The 17,961-nt window shown below is 71.7% G+C and carries 17 protein-coding genes and 1 pseudogene; 4 read left to right on the top strand and 14 right to left on the bottom strand.

Going from position 1 to position 17,961, the window contains the following annotated elements; translation table 11 throughout:
* Nucleotides 1-60 precede the first annotated feature (60 nt).
* The gene (locus ACWD01_RS30430; RefSeq protein WP_451166251.1) at nucleotides 61-684 is read left to right on the top strand and encodes a class I SAM-dependent methyltransferase; all 624 of its coding nucleotides are present in this window, start codon (nucleotides 61-63) and stop codon (nucleotides 682-684) included.
* A 26-nt stretch (nucleotides 685-710) separates the two neighbouring features.
* On the opposite strand, the gene ACWD01_RS30425 is transcribed toward ACWD01_RS30430, so the two are convergent.
* On the bottom strand, nucleotides 711-1,088 hold the full coding sequence (locus ACWD01_RS30425; protein ID WP_451166249.1) for a DUF4267 domain-containing protein: 378 nt from the start codon (nucleotides 1,086-1,088) through the stop codon (nucleotides 711-713).
* Nucleotides 1,089-1,201: 113 nt separating this feature from the next.
* On the opposite strand from ACWD01_RS30425, the gene ACWD01_RS30420 reads away from it, so the two are divergent.
* Nucleotides 1,202-1,807: a TetR/AcrR family transcriptional regulator gene (locus ACWD01_RS30420; RefSeq protein WP_451166248.1), complete on the top strand. Its 606-nt coding sequence runs from the start codon at nucleotides 1,202-1,204 to the stop codon at nucleotides 1,805-1,807.
* On the opposite strand, the gene ACWD01_RS30415 is transcribed toward ACWD01_RS30420, so the two are convergent.
* The 13 genes and pseudogenes from ACWD01_RS30415 to ACWD01_RS30355 form a co-directional block, all read right to left on the bottom strand.
* Complete coding sequence (locus ACWD01_RS30415; protein ID WP_451166246.1) at nucleotides 1,804-2,487, bottom strand: DUF899 domain-containing protein; 684 nt, start codon at nucleotides 2,485-2,487, stop codon at nucleotides 1,804-1,806. The genes ACWD01_RS30420 and ACWD01_RS30415 overlap by 4 nt on opposite strands.
* Before the next feature lie 89 nt (nucleotides 2,488-2,576).
* Nucleotides 2,577-3,689, bottom strand: a complete 1,113-nt coding sequence (locus ACWD01_RS30410; protein WP_451166244.1) for a CapA family protein — start codon at nucleotides 3,687-3,689, stop codon at nucleotides 2,577-2,579.
* 109 nt (nucleotides 3,690-3,798) lie between these two features.
* Entirely contained in the window at nucleotides 3,799-4,551 is a 753-nt protein-coding gene (locus ACWD01_RS30405) for a PP2C family protein-serine/threonine phosphatase (protein ID WP_451166243.1), read from the bottom strand.
* Nucleotides 4,552-4,753: 202 nt separating this feature from the next.
* Nucleotides 4,754-5,008: pseudogene (locus tag ACWD01_RS30400) on the bottom strand (alpha-amylase family glycosyl hydrolase); the annotation flags it as partial.
* 54 nt (nucleotides 5,009-5,062) lie between these two features.
* The gene (locus tag ACWD01_RS30395; RefSeq protein WP_451166241.1) at nucleotides 5,063-6,487 is read right to left on the bottom strand and encodes an NADH-quinone oxidoreductase subunit N; all 1,425 of its coding nucleotides are present in this window, start codon (nucleotides 6,485-6,487) and stop codon (nucleotides 5,063-5,065) included.
* Nucleotides 6,484-7,989 (bottom strand): complex I subunit 4 family protein, encoded by a 1,506-nt coding sequence (locus tag ACWD01_RS30390; protein ID WP_451166239.1) that lies wholly within the window; start codon nucleotides 7,987-7,989, stop codon nucleotides 6,484-6,486. Before ACWD01_RS30390 ends, ACWD01_RS30395 begins: the two co-directional genes overlap by 4 nt.
* A gap of 3 nt (nucleotides 7,990-7,992) precedes the next feature.
* On the bottom strand, nucleotides 7,993-9,960 hold the full coding sequence (locus tag ACWD01_RS30385) for an NADH-quinone oxidoreductase subunit 5 family protein (protein WP_451166237.1): 1,968 nt from the start codon (nucleotides 9,958-9,960) through the stop codon (nucleotides 7,993-7,995).
* On the bottom strand, nucleotides 9,957-10,262 hold the full coding sequence (locus ACWD01_RS30380) for an NADH-quinone oxidoreductase subunit NuoK (protein ID WP_451166235.1): 306 nt from the start codon (nucleotides 10,260-10,262) through the stop codon (nucleotides 9,957-9,959). The genes ACWD01_RS30385 and ACWD01_RS30380 overlap by 4 nt, the downstream gene beginning before the upstream one ends.
* A complete protein-coding gene (locus ACWD01_RS30375; protein WP_451166234.1) occupies nucleotides 10,259-10,819 on the bottom strand; it encodes an NADH-quinone oxidoreductase subunit J in 561 nt (186 codons plus the stop codon). The genes ACWD01_RS30380 and ACWD01_RS30375 overlap by 4 nt, the downstream gene beginning before the upstream one ends.
* Nucleotides 10,820-10,828: 9 nt before the next feature.
* Nucleotides 10,829-11,758 carry a complex I subunit 1 family protein gene (locus ACWD01_RS30370; RefSeq protein ID WP_451166232.1) on the bottom strand — a complete coding sequence of 310 codons (930 nt, stop codon included), beginning with the start codon at nucleotides 11,756-11,758 and terminating at the stop codon, nucleotides 10,829-10,831.
* Complete coding sequence (locus tag ACWD01_RS30365) at nucleotides 11,751-12,938, bottom strand: hypothetical protein (protein WP_451166230.1); 1,188 nt, start codon at nucleotides 12,936-12,938, stop codon at nucleotides 11,751-11,753. Before ACWD01_RS30365 ends, ACWD01_RS30370 begins: the two co-directional genes overlap by 8 nt.
* A complete protein-coding gene (locus ACWD01_RS30360) occupies nucleotides 12,929-13,279 on the bottom strand; it encodes an NADH-quinone oxidoreductase subunit A (protein ID WP_451166228.1) in 351 nt (116 codons plus the stop codon). Before ACWD01_RS30360 ends, ACWD01_RS30365 begins: the two co-directional genes overlap by 10 nt.
* Before the next feature lie 688 nt (nucleotides 13,280-13,967).
* Nucleotides 13,968-14,756 (bottom strand): TetR/AcrR family transcriptional regulator, encoded by a 789-nt coding sequence (locus ACWD01_RS30355; RefSeq protein WP_451166226.1) that lies wholly within the window; start codon nucleotides 14,754-14,756, stop codon nucleotides 13,968-13,970.
* A 219-nt stretch (nucleotides 14,757-14,975) separates the two neighbouring features.
* Here ACWD01_RS30355 and ACWD01_RS30350 point away from each other — a divergent pair, with 219 nt between their 5' ends.
* Entirely contained in the window at nucleotides 14,976-16,850 is a 1,875-nt protein-coding gene (locus ACWD01_RS30350) for a glycosyltransferase family 2 protein (RefSeq protein WP_451166224.1), read from the top strand.
* Nucleotides 16,851-16,902: 52 nt separating this feature from the next.
* The gene (gene galE, locus ACWD01_RS30345) at nucleotides 16,903-17,931 is read left to right on the top strand and encodes a UDP-glucose 4-epimerase GalE (RefSeq protein WP_451166222.1); all 1,029 of its coding nucleotides are present in this window, start codon (nucleotides 16,903-16,905) and stop codon (nucleotides 17,929-17,931) included.
* Nucleotides 17,932-17,961 lie beyond the last annotated feature (30 nt).

The raw sequence follows: 17,961 nt of genomic DNA, 5'->3' as shown, positions 1-17,961 counted from the left end.
GCTCTGGCCCTCCACAAAACCGTTCGCCTGGTCCGAACCAAGGGCGACAGCGTCCGCGATGTGACGGTTGAAGATCCGAAGGACCTGGTCCGGCGCGGATATGACGCGCTCTCGGTGCGTTATGGCGAGGCCTACGACTCAGACTCGAAGTACCGTTCCTGGACCGAGAGTCTGAATGCCCGGCTGTCGGACGGCTGCGAGGTGTTGGACCTCGGCTGCGGCAGTAAAGTACCGGTCGTGCGTGATCTCGTGGCGGCAGGACACCATGTCACCGGCGTCGACATCAGCGACCTGCAGGTCCGCCGGGCGCGGGAGCTCGTACCTCGGGCCGAGTTCATCAGGGCCGACGCCACCTCGGTGGACTTCCCCGCCGAGTCCTTCGACGCCGTGGTGTTCCTCTACGCCCTGATCCACATCCCACTGGAGGAACAGCGCCCACTGCTGGAGAACATCGCTTCATGGCTCCGCCCCGGCGGATTGCTCCTGTGCAGCACCGGCCGGCACGAGTGGACCGGTGTGGACGAGGACTGGCTGGGAAGCGGCGTGGCCATGTGGTGGAGTCATGCGGACGCCGGCACCAACCGCGCCTGGATCGCCGCCGCCGGACTGACGGTCGAGCAGGAAGAGTTCGTCCCGGAAGGGGACGGCGGGCATGTGCTGTTCTGGGCGCGACGTCCCGACTGACCGGACCGCAAGGCCGCTTCTGACGGCTACGCGACGAGCAGCAGCACGCTGATCACTAGCATCACCGCGGCGGTGGACCCGTGGACGCCGTAAACGGCCGCCCTGGGCCCGTTGTTGCGCAGCACGATCAGGGCGTCGCCGACGGGGATGCCGGTGGCGGCCAGCATGAACCAGCCCAGCAGCTGGGGTGTCGCGCCAATCAGCAGGATGAAGATGAAGAGCCCCGAGGCTATGTCTCGCACGGCCTTGACGGTCAACCAGGCCTGGAAGTTACGGTCCCCGGTCGGCGTGTCGGGGATGCCGAAGCCGGCCGCGGCCTGCGGTGCCCAGAAGGCGCGTGCGCCGATGAAGATGATGCCTGCGCCGATCACTCCGGCCAGCGCGGCGGCGACGTTGGTGAGCATGGGTTGCTTCCCCTCTCGGTGGCAGCGCCCGCAGCAGTTCCTAGCGGCGCTAGTAGTGGTAGCGACGATAGCTCTAGCCTCGACAGGTTGTCTAGCGTTGCTAGGATGTCGTCATGTCCGCCATCAACGAGCGCCGTGAACGTGAACGCGCCCACCGTCATCAGCTGATCGTCACAGCCGCGCGCGAGCTCGCGGAGGCCGAGGGGTGGGAGGCGGTGACGACACGACGGCTGGCTGAGCGCGTCGAGTACAGCCAGCCGGTGCTGTACAGCCACTTCAACGGCAAGGACGCCATCGTGAGCGCCGTCGCCGTCGACGGCTTCGGTGAACTCGCCGCCCACCTGCGCCGCGCGCGGCAGGCCGCCCCGGAGCCGGATGGTGCCCTGCATGCCGTCTGCCGCGCCTATCTGGAGTTCGCGACCGAGCGGCCGGCCCTGTACCAGGCCATGTTCGTCCTGCCGACGGACCTGAAGTTCGCGAGCGCCGAGACACTGCCCCCGCTACGGGCCGGCTTTGACGAGTTCGTCAGCTGCTTCCGCCCGGCCAACGAGCGGCGCGAACTGTTCGCCGAGGTCGTCTGGAGCGCGCTGCACGGCATGGCCGTCCTGTCGGACAGCGGCCGCATCCCCCCGGAGGGCCAGGAGGAGCGGCTCGACTTCCTCGTCACCCAGGTCGCCGGCACGCCGGCGGGCCGACCGGGCGACGCAACGGGCGACTAGCCTCGCGCCGGCTCGTTGTCGCCGTACGCGTCGTGCCAGTTCCACCACTGGTAGGGCGGGGTCTGCGGGTAGCCCTCCGGCGAGTCCTCCCACTCCTCCTGCCGCCCGATGGCGGTCATGTCGAGGTAGCTCCAGGTGGTCCCCAGCGCCTCGTCGCCGCGGTTGTTGATGAAGTACGTGCGGAACACGCTGTCGCCGTCGCGGATGAACGCGTTCGTGCCGTGCCATTCGTCCACGCCGAAGTCGGCGTCGAAGTCGTCGAGCATCGTGTACCAGGGCATCGTCCAGCCCATCCGCGCCTTCACGCGCTCGATGTCCGGCTGCGGCGCGCGGGAGGCGAAGGCGAGGGTGGTGTCGCGGGCGTTCAGATGCGCGAGGTGGGCGACGTGGTCGGCCACCATGGAGCAGCCGACGCACGCGTGGTCCGGCCAGCCGGACACGCCGGGCTCGAGGAAGGCGCGGTAGACGATCAGCTGACGACGGCCCTCGAACAGGTCGAGCAGGCTCGCCCGGCCGCCTGGTCCCTCGAACGCGTACTCCTTGTCGACGGCCGTCCACGGCATCCGCCGGCGCATCGCGGCCAGCGCGTCCCGGGCGCGGGTCAGCTCCTTCTCCTTCACGAGCAGCTGCTCGCGCGCCGCCTCCCACTTCTGCGGCGTGACGATCTGAGGCGTCTTCATGGTGAGGTCACCTTCCAGTCGGAGTCCATATTGGCCATGGAGGGACGGTCTGCTGTGCACCGACACCGCAACGGGCACGGATGCCGCCGTCACGACGGCCGGAGGACGAACGTGCCCGCCGGATGGGAGTCGGCGCTCGCGCGGAAGCCGTGACCGATCCGGTCGAGGAGTGCGCGCAGCCACCGGGCATCCTCGTACGAGGCGTGCCGCAGCCGCATCTTCCGGGCCTGCAAGGGGGTGACGCGCACGTCGGCGAGGCGGCCGGTGTCCGGCTCGACCGAGACGAGATACAGCGGCCGGAGGTCGTCCCGGTACTCCTCGTAGCCGGTGATGCCCTCGTAGTCGTCGATGAAGTCGCCGCACCCGTAGAGGACGAGCTTCCCCCGGTACGTCTCCAGGGGCCGGGCGTGGTGCGAGGAGTGACCGTGCACGACGTCCACGCCGCCGTCGATCAGCGCGTGCGCGAAGGCGGTCTGGTCCCGGTGGACGGTGTATCCCCAGTTGGAGCCCCAGTGGATGGACGCCACCACGATGTCGCCGGGCCGCTTCGTCTGCCGTACCAGACCGAGCATTTCGTACGCGGCGGCCTGCGATGCTCCGGCCACGAACCGCACCCCGCCGCGGTCTTCCGTCGCCGCCCAGTGCGCGGGGATGCCGCTGGAGGGCATCCCGAGGGAGAGGACCAGGACCCGGTGGTCGCCGTCCACGGGGACGATCGCCGGACGCTTCGCCGCGTCGGCGTTCGGCCCGGCGCCCGCCGTCCGCAGACCCGCGGCCGCCAGGACGTCGAGGGTCTCTGCCAGTCCGGGGCGGCCGAAGTCGAGGACATGGTTGTTGGCCAGTGAGCAGACGTCGGGGCGGGCGGCGGCCAGGCAGGGGAGGTTGTCGGGGTTCATCCGGTAGTGGACGTACCGGCCGGGTGCGAACGTGTCGTGCCGGGTGACGCCGGTCTCGAGGTTGAGGATGCGGGCGGCGGGCGCGGCGTCGTCCAGGACCTGGAGCGCGTCGCCCCAGGGCCATGCGGGGTCGACGGGGCGGGGAATGGGGCCGTTGGCGGCCTCCGCGAGCTCGACGTAGGCGCGGGCGTCGCGTACATACTCCTCGCACAGTGCCGGGTCGCCGGGATACGGCAGGATCTGGTCGACACCGCGGCCGAGCATGACATCGCCGCAGAGGAACAGAGTGACCAGGCCACTGCCCATTTCCCCAGGTTAGAACCATGCGGCGGAGGTTTCACGGCGTGCGCCCGCGCGCGACGGGCGGTACGGGGCGGGGTCGCCGGTCGTCTCTTACCCTGCCACGGCGGCGCCCCTACTGGTCGTCGTCACCGCCGATGCCGATCAGCGCGAGGGTGATGTTGTCGGGGCCGCCCGCCTCGATGGCGGACTTCCACATCTCGTAGGCCGCCCTGCCGCCGTCGTGGGCCCGCAGCAGCTCGCGGAGCACGTCCTCGGGCACGGGGTCCGTCAGTCCGTCCGTGCACACCAGGATGCGATCGGCCGCGGAGAGCGGCGACTTCGTGATGTGAGGGGTGACGGCGCTGAACCGGTGGCCGCCGCCGAGCGCCTGGGTGACCAGTGAGGTGGTGCGCCGCCCCGGCGGCAGCGGCGGGCTGTCGTCCACACTCAGCCGGCGGAGATCGCCCCCGGACGTGTCGAGCACTCTGCTGTCGCCCACGTTGAACACCAGCAGCGACTCCTCCAGGACGACGGCGCCCGCGACCGTGGTGCCCATGGTGAGCAGCTCGGGATCGCGTTCGGCCGCCGCGTACACCGCGTGATTGCACTCGTTCAACGCGTCACGGACCGCTTCCTCGCTGTCCAGGGAGGGGCCGTACGACGCCAGGTGCCGGACGACCAGTGCGCTGGCCACCTCGCCGCCCGGCTGTCCGCCGATGCCGTCGGCGACCGCGACGACGAGCGGAGTACCCAGGGGGAAGATGAGGGTCTGCGGATTCTCGGTCACGGTGCCGCACAGCGTCCACGGGCCGACCACGACGCTGTCCTCGTTGTGATCGCGGACCAGCCCCGGGTGGCTCAGGGCCGTCACCGTCACGTACCGCATCACCGTGCCGCCTCTCTGAAACGACCGACGCGTCCCGTACTCACCATCGTCGCGCGGTGGGCGTCGTGGGGCGCGTTCGGCCGGGATACGGCTACGGATGCCGGGGCCCGGGATGCCAGGCGGTGCGGCGGTGGACGCGGGCCTCCCAGGGCCGGAGGGTGTGCGTGGCCGTGAGCGGGGTGGTGGCGGGGACGTTGGCGATCAGGGTGCCGAACAACGGGTCGATGTCCCGGTAGTCGCTGATGTCGTAGCCGTTGTCGTCGTGCGGGGACGGGTAGACGGGCGAGAGCCACAGCACGTCGACGCCGAGCCGGGCGGTGTAGTCGAGGCGCTCGGTGATGCCTTGCAGGTCGCCGATTCCGTCCGCGTTGGAGTCGGCGAAGCTGCGCGGATAGATCTGGTAGACCACCGACTCGCTCCACCAGGAGTCGGCGGGACCGGCGTGGTTCACGGGCACGTCAGACCTCCTCGAACGGGTCCCCTTGCGTGGCACGGCCCGCGGCCGGGGCCGTCAGCGCAGGAGGGGGCCGAGGGTGAGCGGGATCGCCGCCCCGCCCGCGATGCCGAGGGCGAGGGACGCGCCGCCGGCGGTGTAGGCGGCGGTCGCGGACCAGCGGCCGAGGACGAGGTGCGTACGGGCGGGCAGATCGTCGGGGACGGGGCGGAAGAGCGGGCCGAGCCAGCGCAGATAGTAGAAGAGGGAGGCGACGGTGTTGGCGACGGCGAGGGCGGCGAGCCAGGTGTAGCCGCCGTCGACGGTGGCGCTGAACACTTCGAGTTTACCGAGGAAGACGCCGGTGGGCGGCGTTCCGACGAAGCCGAGCAGGCAGACGACGAGTACGGCGGCGAGGGCGGGCCGGCGCCGGGCGAGGCCGCGGTAGTCGTCCAGGGTCCGGGCGTTGGGGAGTTCGGTGACCACGGAGAAGACGGCGATGTTGGTCAGGGCGTAGGCGGCCAGGTAGAACAGCAGCGCCTGTTGGGCGAGGCCGCTGCGGGTGGCGACGGCGACGGCCATGAGCAGATAGCCGACCTGGCTGATCGTGGAGTACGCCAGGAGCCGTTTGACGGAGGTCTGGAAGAAGGCGGCGAGGTTGCCCAGTGTCATGCAGGCGGCGGCGAGCACGGCCACCAGCAGGGGCCAGTCGACGGTCTGCGCGGGCAGCGCCTGGTGGACGAGCCGGAACGCGGCGACGAGCCCGCCGATCTTGGGGAGCGTGGTGACGTAGGCGGCGACCGGGGCGCTGGTCCCCTCGGTGACGTCGGGCACCCAGAAGTGCGCCGGCACCGCGCCGATCTTGAACAGCAGGCCGCTGAGGACGGCGACGAGGCCGAGGGCCACCACCGCGTGCGGCGCCGTGGGCAGGTTCTCGTGCAGCTGCCCGTAGACGGTCGCGCGGCCGGCGCCGTACAGCAGTGTGACGCCGGCGAGCATGGTGGTGCCGAGGACGGCGCCCATCAGGTAGTACTTCATCGCCGCTTCGGTGGCGGACGCGTCCTTGGCGAAGCCCGCGAGCGCGTACGCGGGGACGCTGGCGAGCAGGTAGCCGGCGAAGAGGGTCAGCAGGTCACTGGCGCCGATCATGGCGAGGGTGCCCGCGGCGGAGAGCAGGAGCAGCACGTAGTACTCGCTCTCCCTCTTGTGGCCGCGCACCGTCTCCACCGAGGTGGCCAGGATCAGCAGCAGGGCGCCGAGCACGATCAGGCGCCCTGCGTTGGTGGCCGCGTCGACGGCGAAGGAGGCCGAGAAGACGGTCTGTTCGCGGCCGGTGGCCATCGTGACGGCGGTGGCGGCGAGACCGGCCAGGCAGGCCGCGGCGGCCAGCGCCGCGACGGCCCACTGGTGGCGGCGGGGCAGCCAGGACCCGGCCAGGAGGCCGACGACGGCCGCGCCGAGCAGGGCGGTCTCGGGCAGCAGGGCGGCGAGGTTGTCGTTCATCGGGCGACCAGTTCGGCCAGGGTGCGGCCGGCGGGCTCGATCACGTCCAGCAGCAGCCGCGGCAGGACGCCGATGACCAGGGCGATGCCCAGCAGCGGCACGATGGAGACGGCCTCGGTGGGGGCCAGGTCCCGGAAGCCGCCGGTGCGGACGGAGCCGGGCAGCCGTGTCGGGCCCAGGAGCATACGGCGCAGGGCGCGCAGGAACAGGGCCGCGGTCAGCAGGATGCCGGTGACGGCGACGGCGGTGGCGGTGGCCTGGGAGGCGAGGCTGCCGGTGAAGATCTGGAACTCGGCGATGAAACCGGAGAAGCCGGGGATGCCCAGGCTGGCGAACGCGGCGACAGCCGTGACGCCGGCGAACCGCGGGATCGGCCCGGCGAGCCCGGAGTAGGCGTCGATGGCGTACGTCCCGCCGCGGTCGTGGAGCACGCCGCACAGCAGGAACAGCGCCCCGGTGAGCAGTCCGTGGCTGACCATCTGGACGACGGCGCCGGTGACGGCCAGGGCGCGGGCCTGGGTGTCGGTGTCGGCGAGCACGCCGGCGGCGCCGACCGCGAGGATGACGTATCCCATGTGGTTGACGGACGTGTAGGCGATCATCCGTTTGAAGTCGGTCTGCCCGAGGGCGACGAGGGCCCCGTACACGGCGGAGACCGCGCCGACGACGATGAACACCAGCGCATGGTCGCGCCAGCTGCCGGGCAGGATGGGCATCGCGATACGGACGAAGCCGTACGTCCCCATCTTCAGCAGCACGCCCGCCAGGATCGCCGACCCGGCGGCGGGGGCGTCGGTGTGCGCGGGCGGCAGCCAGGTGTGGAAGGGCACGGTGGGTGTCTTCACGGCCAGTCCGACGCCGATCGCGAGCAGCACCAGCCCGGCGTAGGTTCCCCGGCCGGCCAGCGGGTCGGCCGCGGCCAGTTCCACCATGTCGAACGTGTGGGGGTCGGCGGCCAGGAAGAGGCCGATGAAGCCGAGCAGCAGCGCGAGGGACCCGATGAAGGTGTAGAGGAAGAACTTGAGCGCCGCCGCGCGCCCCTGCTCGCCGTGGCCCCATCCGGCGATGACGAAGAACATGCCGACGATGGACAGGTCGAAGAAGACGAAGAACAGAATCAGGTCGAGGGCGACGAACAGTCCCAGGGACACCGACTGCAGGAACAGGAAGAGGCACGCGTAGTTGCGGACCCGGCGGGTCTCGCGCAGCGAGTACACGGCGACGGCCAGGAACAGCAGGCAGGTCAGCGCCACCAGGGGGAGCGACAGGCCGTCCACGCCGACGTGGTAGCTCACCCCTGCACCGGGGATCCACGAGATCCGCTGCTCGTACTGGAGGCCGCCGCCGGTGTCGAAGCCGGCCCACAGGGCGACGACCAGGGCCAGGTCGGCCGCGGCGGTCGCGGTCCATACCGTCGTGCACGCCCGGTCGGGCAGGGCTCGCGGCCAGAGCCACAGCACGACGCAGACCAGCAGCGGCAGGAAGACGACGAGGGTCAGCATGGGTTACCTCACCAACAGCAGGATCAGGACCAGCACGGCGAAGCCCACCGCGGCCTGGGCGTAGTACTGGTGCAGGAGCCCGGTCTGGGGGCGGCGTGCCAGGCCGCCGAGCCGGCGCGCGCCGGCGGCGACTGCGCTCACCAGCGCGTCGATGCCGCTGTCGTCCGCACGGCGCGCCAGCCGGGCACTCGCGAGGCCGCCGCGCGCCGCCTGCCGCACCGCCCCGTCGACGACCCGGTCGTCGAACACGGCCAGCCTCCGGGCCAGCGCCATCACCGGGCGGGCGACGAGGAGGTGCGCGGCCCGCTCCAGCCCCAGCCACCCGGCCGCCCACCGTCGTACGGCGCCCGGTACCGGGGCCGGGCGTGGGCCGCGCCACCAGACGAGCGCCGCGGCGGCGAGGGCGACGGCCGCGGAGAGGGTGAGCTCCCAGAGGTGCGGGGCGGGTTCGCCGGGGGTGCCCACCGCCGACCGCAGCGCGCGGGCGACGCCGGGCAGCGCCAGGACGCCGAGCGTGGCGGCGGCGAGGGCGAGCACCACCAGGGGCGCGCTCGTCGCCCAGCCGGTCCTGCGGGGGCGTTCGGGGTCGCGGGGCGCGGCGTCCACCGGCAGCGGACGCAGTACGTACCAGAGGGCCTTGACGCTGTAGAGGGCCGAGACGGCGGCGGCCGTCAGGCCGACCGCGTACAGGGCGGTGCCGCGTTCGTACGCCGCGGCCAGCACCTCGTCCTTGGTGGCCCACAGCGACAGCGGCGGTAGTCCGGCCAGTGTCAGGGCGCCGACGGCGAAGCAGGCGCCGACGAGCGGGTACGCGCGGGCGGCGCCGCGCAGTGCGGGCAGGTGCTTGGTGCCGAGGGCGGTGAGCCAGGCGCCGGCGGCGAGGAACAGCCCGGCCTTGACCGCGGCGTGCGCCACCAGGTGTGCGGTGCCGCCCGCCACACCGGCGGCGCCGGCGGCCAGCACCATGAACCCGACCTGCGCGCAGGTCGAGGCCGCGAGCAACTGCTTGAGATCCGTCTGCGCGAGCGCCACGAGGCCCAGCAGCACGGCGGTGGCGGCTCCCGTCCAGGCGACGAGCGGTCCGGCCCAGGCGGTGGCGGTCAGCAGCGGGTGCAGCCGCAGCAGCAGATAGGCGCCCGCCGCCACCATGGCCGCCGAGTGCAGCAGCGCCGAGACCGGGCTGGGGCCCTCCATGGCCCGGGACAGCCAGAAGGAGAACGGCAGTTGGGCCGACTTGCCCAGCGCCGCCAGGACCACGCCGGCGGTCACCATCTGGAGCCACGGCGAGTCGGCGGTGCGCAGGGCGTCCAGCTCCAGTGAGCCGACGCCGCCCGCGACGGCCGCGCCGGCGGCCAGGTACAGGCCCAGGTCGGCGGCGCGGGTGGTGAGGAAGGCGGTGTCCGCCGCGTGGACGCGGTGCGGCTCGTGCCACCGGAAGCCGATGAGCGCCCAGCTGGCGGCGCCCATGATCTCCCAGGCCATGAGCAGCAGGGGCAGCGTGGTCGCGGTGACGGTGACCAGCATGGCCCCGGCGAACAGCAGTATCAGCCCGAAGAACCGGGCGCGGCCCGCGGTGTGGTCCGGCGGCCCGGCGGCGGGGTCCGGCGGCCCGGTGGAGCGGTCCGGCGGCCCCGCCGATCGCTCCAACTGTCCGGCAGAGCGGTCCGGCGGCCCGGCCGGTCGGTCCAACTGCCCGGCGGCGAAGACGAGTACGGCGGTGGTGACCGCGGCCACGGTGATCACCATCACCGCGGACAGGCCGTCGACCCGCAGCCCGGCCTCCATGCCCGCGAACAGCGGCGCCCGGACGGCGGGCCTGCCGACTCCCGTCGCGACCGCCAGGCCGAGCGCCGCCAGCGCGACGGCCACGCCGAAGGCGGGGGCGAACCGGTCGGCCGCCCGCCCGGCCACGGCCAGCGCGCCGCCGGTGAGCAGCGGGAGGGCCACCAGCAGCCACAGCAGCGCGGTCATCCCTTGAGGTCCTCTGCCATGTCGGCCATGTCGACCTGGCGGGACCGGAAGATGGCCGTGGTGACCGCGAAGCCCATGGCCATCTCGACGGCCATCGCGACCACCGCGGCCACGACGATCACCTGCCCGCTCGCCGCGGCGGGGGCCAGGAAGTGCCAGAACGCGGCGGCGGCCACGATGACGGCGCCGATCATCAGCTCGATACCCATCATGATCATGACGATGGACTGCTGGGACAGCGCGCCGTACAGGCCGATCGAGAACAGCCCGGCGGCCAGGAGCAGGAAGAGTTCGAGGATCACCGGCCCACTCCTCCGCCCGCCGGGTCGTTGGCCGGGCGTCGGTCGAGGTCGTCGCCGAAGCGGTCGTAGCGGCCCCGGTCCGTCGCCAGGACGGTCGCCGCCACGATGGTGGCGAGCAGGGCGAAACCGAGCGTGATCATCGTCAGCATGTGGGAGCCCATCAGCGACTCCCCCACCTGGAAGGTGGTGTCCGCCGGTGCCGTGCCCCGCCGGCGCGGCCACGGTACGAGGAGGATGCCGGCGGCCAGGCCCAGGAAGGTCACGATGCTGATGGCGAGCGAGCCGCGCTTGTTGTGCACCATCGACATGGGCATCAGCCCCGCCGGGTTCATCATGTACGCGATCATGAACACGGCCATGATGACCATCTCCATGACCATCATCAGAACGACGACCACGCCGAGATACGGCAGCCCGAGCAGGACCACCTCGCCCCCGGCGAAGCACAGGGAGGCCAGCAGCGCGAAGGTCACCCGGGCCATGGAACCGAGGCGGAACACCAGAACAGCACTGACCAGGGCGAGCACGGCCAGTACCGCGAACAGGACGGCGGACACCGTCACCTCCTATCGGCCCAGCACGACGAGCGCCGGGACCAGCGCCTGCAGGATGGTCAGCGGGACGAGGACGACCCAGGCGAACTCCACGTACCGGTCGGCCCGCACGGTCGGGACCCGCCGCCGCGCCCACACCAGCAGCCCGAGCACGGCGAGGGTCTTCACCAGAGACCAGGCCCAGGCGGGCAGCAGCGGCCCGGCGCCGCCGCCCAGGAACAGCGGCACCGCCATGGCGGACCCCGCGGCCAGCAGCAGCCACCGGCCCGCCCGCAGCAGCAGCCGGTCGACTCCGGAGGTCTCGCCGAGGACACCGCCCGCGATGTCCCGGCCGGCCGGGTGGTCGAACGGCCCCAGGAAGCTGAACGCCAGCACGCTCGCCAGGTAGACGACGAACGCGACCGGCATCCACACCGCGAACCACAGGCCCTGCTGCGCGGCGACGATGTCCCCCAGGCGCAGCGACTCGGCTCCGGTGGCGGCCGAGATGAGCGCGAACATCAGCGGCAGTTCGTAGGCCAGGCCCTGGGCGACGAAGCGGTAGCCGCCGACCAGGGCGAAGGCGGAGTTCGGGCCCCAGCCCGCCAGCCAGAGGCCGCCCCAGGTCAGCACCTCCATGGCGTTGAACCAGACGACGCCAACCTCCAGGTCGACGATGACACGGTGACCGAACGGCACGACGAGGACGGACAGTACGGCCGCCGCCGGGACGACGAGTACGCCCAGCCGCCACAGCAGGACGTCGGCGGCCGGCGTCCGGCGGGGCTGGGCGACCAGCAGCCGGGGCACGTCGAGCAGCGGGCGCAGGGCCGCGGACGCCGTGGCCGGACGTCCGGCCTCGCCTGCGGCCAGCAGGGCGTCGCCGGCGACCGCGCACAGGGCCAGGATCAGCAGCAGCGCGGGGGCGACGAGCAGGGACCACCACGGCGCGACCTCAACCACGGGTCACCTCCGCCGGACGGCCGGTCAGTTCCTCCGGGTCGGGGTCGAGGCTCGCCACGATCAGCCGGGCCGCCGCCAGTTCCGCGCCCTCCAGCAGTCGTGGCAGCACCTCCGTCAGCGCGGCCGACGGGTTGCGTCGCCCGTCCAGGGGGCCGCGCGGGCCCTCGTCGCGGCCGGGGTCGAGCGCAGAGGTGTCCGCCAGCCGGTCCAGGTCGTCGAGTACGGCGGCGAGCCACAGCCGGTAGCGGGCGGGCACGTCCCCGTCCGCCCGCGCGGCGGGCCCGCCCACTCCGGCGGCCGCCGCCTCACCGGCCGTCAGCGGGCCGATGCCCCGGGTCAGCCAGTACAGCGTGCGCGACCGGCCGACCCGCGCGGCCAGCCGCCGCGCCCTCGGCCGTACGGCGTCCGCCGCCGCACCGGTGAGGAGGTCGTCCCGCAGCCGCCGGGCGGCCGTGGCCGCCGCGGGCCATCCGGCGGCGGCGAGGAGGCGGGCGAGGCTGTCCAGGTGGGAGGCGGCCCGGCGCCGGGCCGCCTCCCCCGCCTCGACCCGTTCGCCGGCGATCGCACGGGCCCACGGCTCGGACCAGAACGACGGGGCGGCTGCCGTGGGGAACGGCGTCGTCGGCTCGATGCCCGCCTCCTGTACGACGTCTCCCTGCAGGGTCAGACGGAGCGCCAGACCGGACGGCCAGTCGGCGAGGAGCGGCCCGAGCGGGACATGCAGCCGGTCGAGGGCCAGGCCGTCACGGTCCGGCCCCTGCTCGGCCATCGGCAGCCCGGCCGGCATCTCGTGCTCGTCGCCGCCGTCCGCCGCGCCGTGGGAGTGGGCCCCGCCGTCATGGCCGCCGGCAGCGGCACGCTGACCGGCGGCGTCGGCGAGCCGCGCGCAGCCGGCCACGAGCGCCCCCGCCACTTCTCCTGCCCGCTCGGCACGCACCCGGGCCCGTGGAGCGGGCATGTCCTGCCACAGCCGGTCGACGGCCTCGTCCAGGGCCGGGCAGCGGGGCCCCGCGACGAGCAGCAGGTCGGCGTCGGCAGGGGTGAGCGCGACGGGAAAGTCCCGTACGGCGAACTCCCGCTCGGCGGCCAGCCGTACCCGCGTACCGGCCACGGGCATCGTCGCGAGCAGCACGCGTGGGCGTGCGGCCGCCGCACGCAACAGCACGGCCGTCAGGTCCATCGCAGCGCGCCCTCCCGCCAGGCGTAGAGGACCCCGGCGACGAGCACCCCGAGGAAGACGAACATCTCGATCACGGCGCTCGGTCCCATGGCGGAGACGACCCGGGTCCACGGATACATGAAGACCATCTCCATGTCGAAGGCCAGGAAGAGCATCGTCACCGGATACCAGCGCACATGGAACCGGCTCACCGCGTGCTCGGCCGGCTCGAGCCCGGAGCCGAACGGCTGGGCGTTCAAGGGGTCGGACGTCACTCGTACGAGCCGTGCCGCGCCATGGACGGCGCCCAGGGCGAGCAGCACGAACGCGAGCAGGGCGAGCGCGGCGGTGAACCCGTCCATGTCACGGCCCGGTCGGGTGGGGCGGCTTTCGGGAGAAACCCCGCAGGCAGCACCCGGTTCGCGGCCATGTCCCGGCGTCCCGCTCCCCGGGGCCGGCCGCATCGCCGTGCCGCTCAGCCATCGCTGCTCCTTTCCGGTCCGCGCAGTGAGGCAGGGCCGACCGGTACCCCGCCTGACGGGCAGTCAATCCCGCACTGACCCAGATGCCTGCGCGCCGTATTGAGCCGTGTTGACCAGCGGGCACCCCGTTGAACGTGGCGAGTCTTGCCTTCCGGCTCGCCCGGTCAGCCGGGTAGGACGCCTTCGCCATGGGATGGCGAACGGTCACCGAGAGACGGAGAGGGTCATGCCAGGCACCCGCCGATCCCGCACACGTCCTGCCCGGACGGGCTCCACGCCGACCGGCCGAGCGGCCTGCGACCGACGGCTGCCGGGAACAGATCGCACCGGCTTCAGTGCCTGACTGCCGTGGGCGTCGGCCGCGGAGAGTCCGATGCGGAGGACCAGTCCGTCGGCCTCCGGCGGGACACGCGTCTCGGAACCCGGCATACCCCGGTCCACGGGTCTCGTACCTCTGAGTGCGGCCTTGCCAGCCGTCACGTGGCCAGGGTCCAGGACCTCGGGAGTCACGTCGGTCAGGCCGGCGTCCGGTGACCTTCGTGACCTCGACACCGCTCGTGAGTCGTGATCAACGCGGCGGCCCAGGTCCGGACCCGCCGGCAGCAGGGGAGTCGCCGCTGTTCGGAACGCGGCCGTCGAGCAGAGCGTCCAGCCCCGCGGCGAGTCCCTCCGGTCCCTCCCGCTCGGCGAGGTCGGCGGTGGCCGCGCGGAGCCGGGGAAGTTCCTGCGCCGGCATCCGGTGGAGGCCGAGTCTGAACGCAGGATCGGACTCGTCGGGAGCGTCCACCATGGAGCGGAGCTCGACGAAGACATAGCCGAGGAGCCATGCGGTGTACGCCCGGTGGGTTCGTGCCGTGGCGGCGTCATCCAGGCCGGCCTGTTGCAGCAGCGTCAGGACCCGCTCGTGGTCCCGGAGTACGGCCGGGGGACGGCGTGCGAGGGGGACGGCCAGCATCCGGGTCGCCAACAGGGGCACTGCGTGAGGATGACGCAGGGCGACCAAGTAGGTCTCCCGTGCAATGCGGTGGAGTTCCGCGCGCCACGCGGGAGACCCTCGCGAGGCGTTCGCGGTCGGCGCTTCCGCATCTCGGGGCTCCGTGGCCAGCATGTCCTCCAACTCGAGATACAGAGCCTCGACCAGGCCGTCCAGCAGGGCTTCCTTGCCATCCGCGTACCGGTAAAGAGCCATGGCCTCGACGCCCAGCTCGGCGCCGAGTCGCCGCATGCTCAGCGCCCCGAGCCCTTCACGATCGACCACTTCCAAAGCGGTGGCAAGGACCCGCTCCCGGTTAAGCCGACCGTAGCGGCCTCGGTCACCGGCACGCCGGCCGGCGCCCTGCCCGGTCTCCCTGGCCATGCATTGCCTCCCGTGGCGGGGATGAACCTCTCGGCCTGACCCCCTTGACCATATGTCGCCGTCGGTAGAAAGTGTACGTATACGTCGTAAATATACGAAGTACGGATACTGGTACAAATTCGGATATCTACGCGATCGCTGCAGCAGAAGCTGCGGCCGTAGGCCGGCGCACCCCCCAAGCCGACCCGCTCAGTACGCGACCGATCACGGAGCGTTCTCATGGCCCCCAGGCGCCTCGCAGTCCCCAGCGGCACCAGTGACGGCCGCGCCCTGTCCGATGCGGTTGCGGAGGCGGGGGCGCCGCTGGAGACCCAGATCCGGAAACTGTCCGGCGGACGTGTCGCACGGATCACGGCGGAAGGCCCCGTCTTCAGGTGGCATCCGCCCGCCCGGTCCGTACGCCCCAACACCTTCGTACGTGTGCTGTCCGGCGGGGACCAGGCCGTCGTCATCGGTCTGGCCGTCAGCTGGACGCTGGCCTTCGTCTGGTTCTGGATGTGGTGGCTGAGGCCGGAGCACCGGGTCGGATGGGCCGGGCTGATCGTCAACAGCATCCTGCTGCTGTACCTGACGGCACTCCCCTTCTACTTCCTGTTCACCGTCAGCAGGCTGAAGCGGGTGAACCCCTCGCTGGAGGTCCCCTCACTGCCGGTCGCCTTCGCGGTGACCCGGGCGCCCTCGGAGCAGTGGTGCACGGTCCGCAGGACGCTCGAAGCCATGACGGTTCAGGCCTTCCCTCACCCGTACGACGTCTGGCTGTGCGACGAGGATCCGACCGAGGAGATCCTCCTGTGGTGCCGTCACCACGGCGTCCATGTGTCGTGCCGCCGGGGCGTCTCGGCGTACCACCGGACCACCTGGCCCCGGCGTACCCGCTGCAAGGAAGGCAACCTCGCCTACTTCTACGACCGCAGGGGCTATCACGACTACGCCGTCGTCTCCCAGCTCGACTGCGACCATATTCCGACCCCTACCTACCTGGCCGAAATGGTGCGGCCGTTCGCCGACCCGGCCATCGGGTATGTGGCCGCGCCGAGCGTCTGCGACGTCAACGCCGCCCAGTCGTGGTCCGCGCGGGGCCGGCTGTACCGGGAGGCCGTCTGGCACGGGGCCGTACAGCTGGGCCACAGCAACGGACTCGCACCGATGTGCATCGGCTCGCACTACGCCGTCAGAACCGCCGCGCTGCGCGACATCGGGGGGCTCGGGCCGGAGCTCGCGGAGGACTTCTCCACGACGATGCTTCTCAACTCGGCCGGCTGGCACGGGGCGTTCGCGATCGACGCAGAGGCACACGGTGACGGGCCGCTCACCTTCGCCGACATGGTCACCCAGGAATACCAGTGGTCACGCAGCCTCACCACGATGCTGTTCAGCCTCATCTGGCATCACATAGGCCGTATGCCCTTCCTGTGCCGTCTGCGCTTCGCCTACGCGCTGGGCTACTACCCGCTGCTCGCACTGACCGTTCTGGCCGGAATGTCGCTGCCGCCGATAGCGGTGCTCACCGGGTTGCCCTGGATGAACGTCAACTACTTCGACTTCCTGCTCCACTTCTTCTTCATGCCCCTCTGGGTCCTCCTGACGCTGTTCCTCATGCGGCGGTGCGGACTGCTGCGTCCGCCCTCCGCCCCGGTCATCAGCTGGGAGATCTGGCTGTTCGCCCTCGCCCGCTGGCCCTACATCGTGTGGGGTGTCCTGGGGGCGGCGCGCCAGCGGATGCGCCCTCGGCCGGTGGTCTTCAAGGTCACTCCCAAGCAACGCAGCGGCCTGGAACCCCTGCTGACCCGCCTGGTGCTGCCGTTCGCCGTCCTGGCGGTGTCCCTGGCCGGTGTCAGCCTGTTCGGAGAGCTGACGCGTCCCGCGGTGGGCTACGTCTTCCTGTCCCTGCTCGGCGGCGTGACCTACGGGGTGGTCGCCCTGGCCGTTCCCTTGCTGCACGTACGGGAGACGTCCCGTGCGGCGGGCACGAGCTTCCGTACCGCCCTCGCCACAGCGAGAACATCGCTGCTCGTCGGTGTCGCCGCCGCCGTCCCCGCCGTCCTGGCCCTCACGTTCTTCCCCGCCTACGCGGCCACCGTTCTCGGCTGGTGAGCCCCCGGTGTCCGCGGTCAACCATCCCCACGAGCTTGCGAAGGAGAAGCCCGTGCCAGCACCGTCAACCATCCTGATCACCGGTGGAGCGGGCTTCATCGGCAGCCACACCTGTGTCGAACTGCTCGACCACGGCTACGCGCTGGTGGTCGTCGACAACTACTCCAACAGCTCGCCCCGGGTCTTCTCCCGCGTGCAGAGGGTCGCCGACCGCTATCTGAGCGCCGTCTACCGGCTGGATCTGCGCAACAGGCGCGCCCTCTCGGACGTGTTGGACCACCATTCCGTGGACGCGGTGGTGCACTTCGCCGGGAAGAAGGCCGTCGGTGAGTCGATGCGGAAGCCGATCGAGTACTACGACACCAATGTCGGCGGTACGACCGCCCTGCTGCGAGCGATGGACGAACACGGCATCCACCAGCTGGTGTTCTCCTCGTCCTGCTCCGTCTACGGCGAGAGTGACAAGGTGCCGCTGAGCGAGCACGATCCGGCCCGGCCCACGAACCCCTATGCCGCGTCGAAGTGGGCATGTGAGCAGATACTCGCCGACGTGTGCCGGCTCCGCCCGGAGTTCAGCGTGCTGTCCCTGCGCTATTTCAACCCCGTGGGCGCACATCCCAGCGGCCTGCTCGGCGAGTCCCCCCGTGGCGGCGACGTCAACCTGATGCCTCGCCTGGCCCAGGTCGCCGACGGCGAGCGCGGGAGCGTCACGGTGTACGGCGGCGACTACGCCACCCGGGACGGCACCGGGGTCCGTGACTACATCCATGTCATGGATGTCGCCGAGGCCCACCGGATGGCGCTGGAGCATCTCGACGACGCACCCGGAATGCGGGTGTTCAACCTCGGCGTCGGATCGGGCACTTCGGTCCTGGAGCTGCTGGCCGCCTTCGGCGAGGCCAGCGGCAAGGAGATGCCGTACACCGTCGAGGACCGCCGCCCGGGCGACGTGAGCGAACTCGTCGCCGATCCCCGCGTGATCGCACACGAATGGGGCTGGCGCCCGACCCGCGATCTCGCCGCGATGTGCCGGGACGCGTGGCGTTTCCGGCAACTCAACCCTCTCGGATACGCGGACTGACCCTCCGCGCCCGCTCAACCAAGGAGAACG

The sequence above is a fragment of the Streptomyces sp. NPDC002835 genome, assembly GCF_053591995.1.
This window is presented reverse-complemented; position numbering and strand designations above follow the sequence as displayed.

Excerpts from the sequence above, each read along its gene's own strand:
- ACWD01_RS30425 (WP_451166249.1), bottom strand. The coding sequence starts at position 1,088 with ATGCTCACCAACGTCGCCGCCGCGCTGGCCGGAGTGATCGGCGCAGGC.
- ACWD01_RS30420 (WP_451166248.1), top strand. The coding sequence starts at position 1,202 with ATGTCCGCCATCAACGAGCGCCGTGAACGTGAACGCGCCCACCGTCAT.
- ACWD01_RS30415 (WP_451166246.1), bottom strand. The coding sequence starts at position 2,487 with ATGAAGACGCCTCAGATCGTCACGCCGCAGAAGTGGGAGGCGGCGCGC.
- ACWD01_RS30410 (WP_451166244.1), bottom strand. The coding sequence starts at position 3,689 with ATGGGCAGTGGCCTGGTCACTCTGTTCCTCTGCGGCGATGTCATGCTC.
- ACWD01_RS30405 (WP_451166243.1), bottom strand. The coding sequence starts at position 4,551 with ATGCGGTACGTGACGGTGACGGCCCTGAGCCACCCGGGGCTGGTCCGC.
- ACWD01_RS30395 (WP_451166241.1), bottom strand. The coding sequence starts at position 6,487 with ATGAACGACAACCTCGCCGCCCTGCTGCCCGAGACCGCCCTGCTCGGC.
- ACWD01_RS30390 (WP_451166239.1), bottom strand. The coding sequence starts at position 7,989 with ATGCTGACCCTCGTCGTCTTCCTGCCGCTGCTGGTCTGCGTCGTGCTG.
- ACWD01_RS30385 (WP_451166237.1), bottom strand. The coding sequence starts at position 9,960 with ATGACCGCGCTGCTGTGGCTGCTGGTGGCCCTCCCGCTGCTCACCGGC.
- ACWD01_RS30365 (WP_451166230.1), bottom strand. The coding sequence starts at position 12,938 with ATGGACCTGACGGCCGTGCTGTTGCGTGCGGCGGCCGCACGCCCACGC.
- ACWD01_RS30360 (WP_451166228.1), bottom strand. The coding sequence starts at position 13,279 with ATGGACGGGTTCACCGCCGCGCTCGCCCTGCTCGCGTTCGTGCTGCTC.
- ACWD01_RS30355 (WP_451166226.1), bottom strand. The coding sequence starts at position 14,756 with ATGGCCAGGGAGACCGGGCAGGGCGCCGGCCGGCGTGCCGGTGACCGA.
- ACWD01_RS30350 (WP_451166224.1), top strand. The coding sequence starts at position 14,976 with ATGGCCCCCAGGCGCCTCGCAGTCCCCAGCGGCACCAGTGACGGCCGC.